Annotated in this window: 11 protein-coding genes; 1 reads left to right on the top strand and 10 read right to left on the bottom strand. The window is 29.4% G+C overall.

What is annotated here, in order from left to right; genetic code table 11:
* Positions 1–235: 235 nt before the first annotated feature.
* The 3 genes from LX78_RS14560 to LX78_RS14550 form a co-directional block, all read right to left on the bottom strand.
* Entirely contained in the window at positions 236–871 is a 636-nt protein-coding gene (locus LX78_RS14560; protein WP_170109860.1) for a tetratricopeptide repeat protein, read from the bottom strand.
* A 133-nt stretch (positions 872–1,004) separates the two neighbouring features.
* Entirely contained in the window at positions 1,005–1,775 is a 771-nt protein-coding gene (locus LX78_RS14555) for a DUF6090 family protein (RefSeq protein ID WP_109683509.1), read from the bottom strand.
* A 142-nt stretch (positions 1,776–1,917) separates the two neighbouring features.
* Entirely contained in the window at positions 1,918–2,580 is a 663-nt protein-coding gene (locus tag LX78_RS14550; protein ID WP_109683508.1) for a hypothetical protein, read from the bottom strand.
* 58 nt (positions 2,581–2,638) lie between these two features.
* Here LX78_RS14550 and LX78_RS14545 point away from each other — a divergent pair, with 58 nt between their 5' ends.
* Positions 2,639–2,956, top strand: a complete 318-nt coding sequence (locus LX78_RS14545; protein ID WP_109683507.1) for a hypothetical protein — start codon at positions 2,639–2,641, stop codon at positions 2,954–2,956.
* A 335-nt stretch (positions 2,957–3,291) separates the two neighbouring features.
* On the opposite strand, the gene LX78_RS14540 is transcribed toward LX78_RS14545, so the two are convergent.
* From LX78_RS14540 to LX78_RS14515, 7 genes are all read right to left on the bottom strand, one after another.
* Entirely contained in the window at positions 3,292–4,191 is a 900-nt protein-coding gene (locus LX78_RS14540; protein ID WP_109683506.1) for a DUF1963 domain-containing protein, read from the bottom strand.
* 181 nt (positions 4,192–4,372) lie between these two features.
* Positions 4,373–4,567 carry a helix-turn-helix transcriptional regulator gene (locus LX78_RS14535; protein ID WP_109683505.1) on the bottom strand — a complete coding sequence of 65 codons (195 nt, stop codon included), beginning with the start codon at positions 4,565–4,567 and terminating at the stop codon, positions 4,373–4,375.
* The gene (locus LX78_RS14530; RefSeq protein WP_109683504.1) at positions 4,564–5,019 is read right to left on the bottom strand and encodes a hypothetical protein; all 456 of its coding nucleotides are present in this window, start codon (positions 5,017–5,019) and stop codon (positions 4,564–4,566) included. The genes LX78_RS14535 and LX78_RS14530 overlap by 4 nt, the downstream gene beginning before the upstream one ends.
* Positions 5,020–5,269: 250 nt before the next feature.
* Positions 5,270–5,569: a hypothetical protein gene (locus LX78_RS14525; protein ID WP_146192604.1), complete on the bottom strand. Its 300-nt coding sequence runs from the start codon at positions 5,567–5,569 to the stop codon at positions 5,270–5,272.
* Between the two features lie 5 nt (positions 5,570–5,574).
* Complete coding sequence (locus LX78_RS14520; protein ID WP_109683502.1) at positions 5,575–5,892, bottom strand: hypothetical protein; 318 nt, start codon at positions 5,890–5,892, stop codon at positions 5,575–5,577.
* A 146-nt stretch (positions 5,893–6,038) separates the two neighbouring features.
* A complete protein-coding gene (locus LX78_RS14740; RefSeq protein WP_146192603.1) occupies positions 6,039–6,581 on the bottom strand; it encodes a hypothetical protein in 543 nt (180 codons plus the stop codon).
* 156 nt (positions 6,582–6,737) lie between these two features.
* A partial coding sequence (locus LX78_RS14515) for a hypothetical protein (RefSeq protein ID WP_221407906.1) occupies positions 6,738–7,638 on the bottom strand: 901 nt, incomplete at its 5' end.

Genomic DNA, 7,638 nt, shown 5'->3' with positions numbered 1-7,638 from the left:
TCAGTTTAAAAGGTTCTGAATACCGTCTGATCACTTTGTCATTTCTGTACATAATGTTTAAAATTATGTAGCCTTTATTCAGGACGGGTCATAATGTTGCCTAACGTTGTTGTATATGGAAAGTTGCGTGTTTGCGTGCGAGGATTTTCCGAAGGAAAATCAGACGTAGCAAATGTGCAACGACCTTTTGATTTAGCTAAAAATAGCAATTTTTTATATACGTTGTTGGCAGTAGTTAATTTTTATTAATAGCTTCTTTGAACTTTATAATCTCTTTTTTTAAAACTTCGTCGTTAACTAATTCAATTGATTTGTTAATATGAAGTTTGGCATTTTCATCATCATACAATTGATAATATGCTCGGGACATATTATAATGGAAATAACCTCTTTTTTCTTCACTTCTTTCTAAACTAATTCCTTTTTTATATAGTTCGATTGCTTTCTTGCGTTCATCATTTCTTGCTTTTGAAAAACCATAATTCAAATAGGTTGCTGCGTAAAGGCTATCAATCCGCAAAGATTTTTCAAAGTACTCATAAGATTTCCCAAATTCTTTAAGGTCAGCATTTACGTTTCCAAGCGCATTAATTATAATTGTATTATTGGGTTCCTGTTTATTTGCAGATTCAAAAAAAGCTCTAGAACTTTTAAAATTCAGTTGAGAGCCTTGTTCAATCCCTTTATCAAAGTCAAAAGCTGCAATCGAATCTTTAATAAATCCATTTTCAAACGAGTTCTTATAAAACACATTTGTATTTCCGTCTTTTGTCGTAACAATTTTTTCTTTGTCAGAATGGATATCATTCTTACAGCTCAAAAAGAAAATGAAAATTGTTAATATGTAGAAGTGTTGCATAATTACTGCCAACGGTTTTGGCTATGATTTCGTTGCGGAAAAATCCGCAGGATTCTTTCCGCCGTAGCCGAAAGGTAACAAAAAAGGCATTGAGTTCCGATTAGGAATTCAACCGCAATGAATTATAGCCGTTGTTGTGCTTTCGTTATTTTTTTACTAATTCTTTTTCTATAATTTCAATTATTTTTTTTAGATGGTTTTCTAAACTTGGATATTGATAAGTGAAAAGATTTTTGGTTGTTCCAGTATATCTCATAAGGTTATTTTCAAATTCATTTTCACTTAACAAATGCATGTTACTGCTTTTAAATTCTGGTAATTTTGGAATTCCGATTATTTCAGCTAATCCATTTCTGTCTGCCATCGTCCTTAAAGAGCCATTCTTTTTAATATATTCTATACTTTTTTCATATTCTTGTTTTACATTTTGCTCTTGATTTTCTATTTTCAAAACCAAAGGGTCTAATGCAATTAAGTAGTTGCGAAGACTATCATTCCTAATGTTTTTTAAATCACCAGAATTTTTCATTTCAGTAAGCACGCTATTCTCATATCTGAATTTATATGTGTTAGAAAACACGTTACCAAATGTTTTTGATAGATAGTCCTCTGTTATAGTATCTTGGTTGCTATCGATTAGCTTAAAAATTTTGTTTTGCCATATATTCAGAGTGTTAACAGACTCTTTGGTATTGGTAACTTGCTTCAGATTATTAATCGATTCGGTTTTTAGAAGTCTTAAGTATTTCTGTTGATAACCCTGTATGTTTTGTTGTTCATTCCAGTTGTTAATTTGCAACGCAATTAATATTCCAATGACAACGAGTACAATTTCTCCTATGGCATATTTTAAATACTTTCCAGTTTTGCCTTCTGAAAGTAAATTTTGTCTAATTTTTCTAAAGAATTTTATCATTGGTTAATGGTTGGTCATAATGAAGCACAACGTGTTTGTGTAAGGATAGTTGCGTGTGTAAGCAACTAATTTAGCAAAAATGGAACGAACCAGAGGAAAATCCGCAGGATTTTCCGAGTAGGCAAGAACCAAGCAATTATTTTTACACGGTGTTGGCAACTGGCTTTATTCTTTTAAGTTCAAATTTATTTTCTTTTTCAACGATTGCATAGTCAATATGCTCAATTTCTATCTTAGTATCACATTTTGGGCAAATCCGCTGGTTCTTTAGAAAGTCAAATAAAATAATATCGTTTTTCCTGTATTCAGATTCCAAGTTTTCTCTTAAATATCTTGCCTCAAGGTTTTTATAGGAGAAATTCGGATTTGTAAAATCCTTTAACATTTTTTGCTCTACAAACTTTGAGAAATTTTTAAAATAATAAAATGTTGCAATGTGGTTTTCAAATATTCTAGGATGTTGGAATTTTTGATTACAATTTGAACATTTTAGAATGTTGACTTCATTCCGGTTTTTAATAGAATAGTCATCTTTGATAAATACCGATTCCAATTTTTCAGTCAACAATTTATGCGTTATTCTATATAATAGATTGAACCAAGCATATTCTATATCATTTTCATAACTCGGACTCCAATCATTAAGCGAACCCATTCCACCACCTGGCAAATCCCAGCCAAGTTTTAAATTATGAAAATGTTCCAACCATTGTTTGTCATTGTTCAATTCCACTAATTCAATTAGTAGAGCGGAATACTCATTTCTAGTATTTGTACTTAAACTATTTTTATTCCAGTAACTCATTTTTCAGCTTGTTGCCAACGGTCTCGTATATGCTTCCGTTGCGTAAATTTAAGAAATTATGAGAAAAAAAAGAACAGAATTAAGGGAAGGCGAGGACTTTCCGAAGGAAACGTCCGAAGCAATGGAGTATATACATTGTTGCCAACCGTTTTTAGATTTAGATTTTAAGTCAGACGAAAGATTTTTTAATTTGTTATACAAAATAGAACGTCATAGGTATTATTTGCAAGTTGAAGCAAGATTTCATGTTGAAATGACAAATAAACATTATGATTTTAAAGAGTGGAATGATTTGTTGAATCAAAATCTATTGCTTCTTGAATCAGTTGAAGCCTCTTTTCGAGGTTATTTTTCAGGTCTTGGTTCAAAGGGTTAAAATTTTTTATTGCTAATTTCATTTTTAATAACGAGTCATAGCTTTTGTTTTTAAATGATTTTTCGTTGACTATTTTGTCGAATATCATTTCGGTTGTAGTTTTTTTTCTATTAATTCCGACTTGAAGGCAAAAGTCCTCGTAATTAAGTCTTTGATATTTTAAGTCTAACATGATTTTTTATTTCAAATGGTTGGCAACGTTTATGTGTATGGAAAGTTGCGTGCTTGTGTGCGAGGATTTTCCGAAGGAAAATCAGAAGCAAGCAAGCAAAGCAACTAACATTGGTTTAGTATAAAACTAGCAATTTTTTATACACGGTGTTGTACGCAGTATTTTATGTCATTTGAAACGACATTTTAATATTATTAAATTCTTTATTTTCTAAATCAGTTTTTGAAAGTCCGAAATAATAAGTTCCACTTCCACCATATTTTGATAAGTCAGTATTTGAATCGTAACAATCTAATTGTAGCAACAATTCATAAGTTTTTGATAATTCTAAAATATCATTCCAACGTTTTTGGTGTTCTGAACTTTCCGCTCCATAAAGCCCCAATTCTTTAGAAGCAAATTCATAAACAACGCTTGATTGAATCGATCTATCATGCCCAAGAATTTGGTGTAAATTATCTGTATCATGGTATAATTCCTCAATCATAAATAACTGGGTTGGTTGAAGAAAATAGAAGCTGAAATCATCGTATTTTTTATCAAACTCGAATAGGTTATAATTTTCGTCGTGTGGTATTGTGTAAAATTCAAAATACTCAATTATAGCTGTTTTGAATGATTGGTTTTCTTCAAGGTCTTTTGGGAATTCAGTTCTGATGATATTTTCGGACTCGCTGTAGACAAATTTGAATTCTTGGTTTACTCCATTAAATTCTTTCCATTCTTCGTCAAGACTTAAAAAGATGTAAAAGAAACCTTTATTAGGCAAGATGTTTTCTTGGTCAAATTTTGTCAATTCGGAAAGGTTGTATTGAGCACAAAATAGCATTGGCTTTCCATTTGCTCTTGGCCATTCAAATTCTTTTGGTAAATCAGGTTTTCCACCAATTTTAGATTTTCCGACTTTTAGAGTTTTATCGTTACTGGCTTTAGTGTTTATTCCAACAGTTGGTCTAATCATTTTGATTAGTTTTTCTTTGTCGGTTTCTTCAATTTCAATTTCTTCCGAAGTTCGAATGAAAGTCTTGATTTTATCTAAATTATTTTTTCTGAAGCTGAACATTTATTTCTGCATAATGTTTTTGGGATATTGCGTACAACGGTTTTGTGTATGGTTAGTTGCGTGTTTAAGCAACTAATTTAGTAAACAAAAACGAACGCGAGAAAATTCCGAAGGAATTTTCCAAATAATCACTTGCCAAAGCAATTAATTATACACGGTGTTGGCAAATCGTTTTTTTTAATTATTCTTCAATATCAAATAAATATTCAACTGTAACTTTAAAAAAGCGAGCCATTCTGATCGCTAAAGTAACGGAAGGATTAAATTTGTTTTTTTCTATTGCGTGAATAGTTTGTCGTGAAACATTTATTTCTTTCGCTAATTCTGCTTGCGTTAAGTTGTGTCTAGCTCTTTCTACTTTTACAAGATTTTTCATAAATACACTTTTCTTTTGATAAAGAATATTATTATGTAAGACCAAAGCAATGGAAAAATAAAATAATCTAAAGTCAGTTTTAAATCTTTGGCTAAAATGTACATAAAAATTGTAACTAATAATCCAATTATAAAAGTTAGCTGAAAAGATTCTAGTCGTAATTTGTCTATGTAATCGTCTTCGACTTTTTCTTTCGAAACCATATAGATTAACATTGCTATTATCGCAACAAAATCAATTCCATAACTTAATCCTCCGCCAGAAAAGGCGTTTAATAGTCCTAAAATTCCATTATCAGATTCCGTTCCTATTTCGGAAGTATTAATTCCTGATATTTTATATTTATTGATTGAATTATTAATAAAGTTTAAACTTCCATTAAGTAAAGAGGCAATGATAAAAAGGATTAATCCAAGTTTTTTACACCAATTAGGTAATATATGTGTTTTCATATTCTATTATTTTTATACAAAAGTATATAAAACTTTACATTTTGTAAAATAAAATAGATAATATTTAAATTACTCTATTTTAAGATAATGTCAATTTGAAGTAGAAAAGTTGAATATTACGAGTCGCCCGAAATGTTTGCCAACGGTTTTGTGTATGATTAGTGGCGTGTTTAAGCCACTAATTTAGCAAATACAAACCGAATAGAAAATCCGCGAGGATTTTCGTAAGCAAGCTCGAACTAGCCATTAATTATACACGTTGTTGTGCTTTAGTGCTTTTTCGTTTTTTTATTTTCCAAATTATATGTGTCACAATTCCTGCAATTGTTCCGAAAATCCAAAATCCGAGTGTTATTCCGAGTAATGGCATTCCGCAATTAATTCCGTCTGTTCTTGGTTCTGGGTAAAATAACTTTGGAAAAATAAAAAAGTAACAGATTAGTAAAACCAATAGAATTATAAAATTCGGCAGTTTAGTTTTGTATTTATCATTCAAATAATACAATCCAAATTGAATTAAAGAAATTCCGATGATAAAAAGTAAAATCATTTAATTCAGCTTTTGTTTATGTAATATCCTTTTTCTTTAGTTTCAATATTTTCTATTATTAGTTCTTTTCCATAACAGAAAACTATTTTCGCTTTTCCTTGATTTGTTTCAATTATTCCATTGTTAATTTCAAAAGAGTTTTTTGCTAACCAATCTCCAATATGAGTTCCTTCAGCGTATTTCCAGTCTTGTTTTTCAATAAAAGACGAAGAATTACTATAGAAGCCTAAAATCAAAACAAGTCCGATTATTACACTTAAAATTTTAAAAATCCGTTTTTTCATTTTTCCGAAATTGTTCTTTTGAGTTCTTCTTTCAGGCATTAAGCACAACGGTTAGAGTATGGAAAGTTGCGAGTTAAACACTTCAATTTTCCGATGTTTAAAATTAAGAAAATTAGAAATGAAAAATAAAGTATTTAACGGAATTAAGCAATTTTTTATACGCATTGTTGGCAAAAGGTTTTTAATCAATCAGTTTTGGATTTATCTGTCTTTTTCTGAAAAACAAAAGTACTATCTGACTTTATATCTTTCAATTCTGACTTATTCTGTGTGGTTTTTTGTTCTGTTGTTATGGATTTATCGGTTGTGTCATTTTTAGTCCAGTCATATAATGTTTTTAATCCACCAATAAAAGCTAAAATAGTCGTTGGAATAAATAAATAATGTTTAAGTTTTGCATTTTTTAAACTAAAAAAAGTATTGTTTTTATGAGATTTTTCTTTTTCAAGTTCTTTAAAAACTCTGTCAAAACCACCTTGTTTTATAAAATAACTCGTATTACCATTTTTATAAATGCAAGTGCTATAAATATCTTTTGTGTTTTCATATTCAACGTCAATGCAATCATAATCATTTAATATTTTAACATAATATTCAAAATCTAATTGACTTAATTCTTTAAATTCTAAAATATCTTTTATGTCAGTAATAACATACGTATCGTCAAAATTAACACTCTCAATAATCTTATTAAGATGTTTAATGTCTTCTTGTTTAAATTCTGTCATTTTATCAGACTTTTTGCCAACGTTTATGTGTAAGGAACGTTGCGTGTTTGTGTGCGAGGATTTTCCGAAGGAAAATCAGAAGCTAGCAAACAAAGCAACGACCAAACGGTTGAACTAAAATAAGCAATGTTTTTTACACGGTGTTAGGCAACGTATTTATTGTTCCACTATTTTTTTCGGATACATTTTAATTATTTCAGATGATTGTTCTGTTGTCAATTTGTCAAACTCGGTACTAAATTTCTTTCGAGATACTTCTTCTCTTAAAAGTTTTATTTCATCCTCTATAATATTACTTACTTCAATGTATGTTTTATACATTGTCTCTCTTTCAGTTTTTAGTGCAATTATTGATTCCGATTTATTCTTTGACTCATATTTTTTAACTAGAGTTCTTAAATCTTTGATATTTATAGTTCTATCGTTTACTATAATTTCACTTTTTTCGTTTAAATAAATTTTTAATGCTTTGTCTAAATTTATTTTCTCATTTTTGACTAAAGTTTTAGTGATTCCGCTAGTTGTATTGGTAGCATCTAAAAGCACGAAAGTTTTTATTTTATAATATTCTAATTCAAAATCTTTTTCTTCTAAAACTGATAAAACCCCACTTGCAATATTTGAAGGCATAATGTCTCCAGCTGTTTTAATAGAATCGATTACGGCTTGTAATTTATAGACTTTTGTGTTTGGATAATTTTCCGAGTTAATTAAATCAACTTGACAATCCATTTGTTCATATACATCTTGAATTATTATTTTTTGAATAGAATCTGTAAAAGAGTAGTTGTAATCAAATTCTATATCATTTTCCCTTTCTATTTTTCTAAATAAATTGATGTAGCTTTTACCAGTACTGTCAATCAATATTTTCTTTTTGATCAAGTAGTTTTCAAATTCCTTTATTTCACTTTTGAGCTCTTTTCCATTGTTCTCAATTTGTTCGTAAGTACAATTTTGTAATTGAACTTCAATCCGCTCTTTTTGTGAATAGGCAAATGATATTAATGAAATAAAAAGTATTGAAAGAAGTTGTTTTTTCATATGTTGCCTAACG

This window comes from Xanthomarina spongicola, from assembly GCF_003148645.1.
In the GTDB taxonomy this organism is placed as follows: domain Bacteria; phylum Bacteroidota; class Bacteroidia; order Flavobacteriales; family Flavobacteriaceae; genus Xanthomarina; species Xanthomarina spongicola.
Note: the sequence above shows the minus strand (reverse complement) of the source record. Positions and strands in the feature narration are given on the sequence as shown.

What these genes read in the sequence shown, in the direction of transcription:
- LX78_RS14525 (WP_146192604.1), bottom strand. Translation starts at nt 5,569, where the DNA reads ATGATTTTACTTTTTATCATCGGAATTTCTTTAATTCAATTTGGATTG.
- LX78_RS14535 (WP_109683505.1), bottom strand. Translation starts at nt 4,567, where the DNA reads ATGAAAAATCTTGTAAAAGTAGAAAGAGCTAGACACAACTTAACGCAA.
- LX78_RS14545 (WP_109683507.1), top strand. Translation starts at nt 2,639, where the DNA reads ATGAGAAAAAAAAGAACAGAATTAAGGGAAGGCGAGGACTTTCCGAAG.
- LX78_RS14550 (WP_109683508.1), bottom strand. Translation starts at nt 2,580, where the DNA reads ATGAGTTACTGGAATAAAAATAGTTTAAGTACAAATACTAGAAATGAG.
- LX78_RS14740 (WP_146192603.1), bottom strand. Translation starts at nt 6,581, where the DNA reads ATGACAGAATTTAAACAAGAAGACATTAAACATCTTAATAAGATTATT.
- LX78_RS14530 (WP_109683504.1), bottom strand. Translation starts at nt 5,019, where the DNA reads ATGAAAACACATATATTACCTAATTGGTGTAAAAAACTTGGATTAATC.
- LX78_RS14540 (WP_109683506.1), bottom strand. Translation starts at nt 4,191, where the DNA reads ATGTTCAGCTTCAGAAAAAATAATTTAGATAAAATCAAGACTTTCATT.
- LX78_RS14555 (WP_109683509.1), bottom strand. Translation starts at nt 1,775, where the DNA reads ATGATAAAATTCTTTAGAAAAATTAGACAAAATTTACTTTCAGAAGGC.
- LX78_RS14520 (WP_109683502.1), bottom strand. Translation starts at nt 5,892, where the DNA reads ATGCCTGAAAGAAGAACTCAAAAGAACAATTTCGGAAAAATGAAAAAA.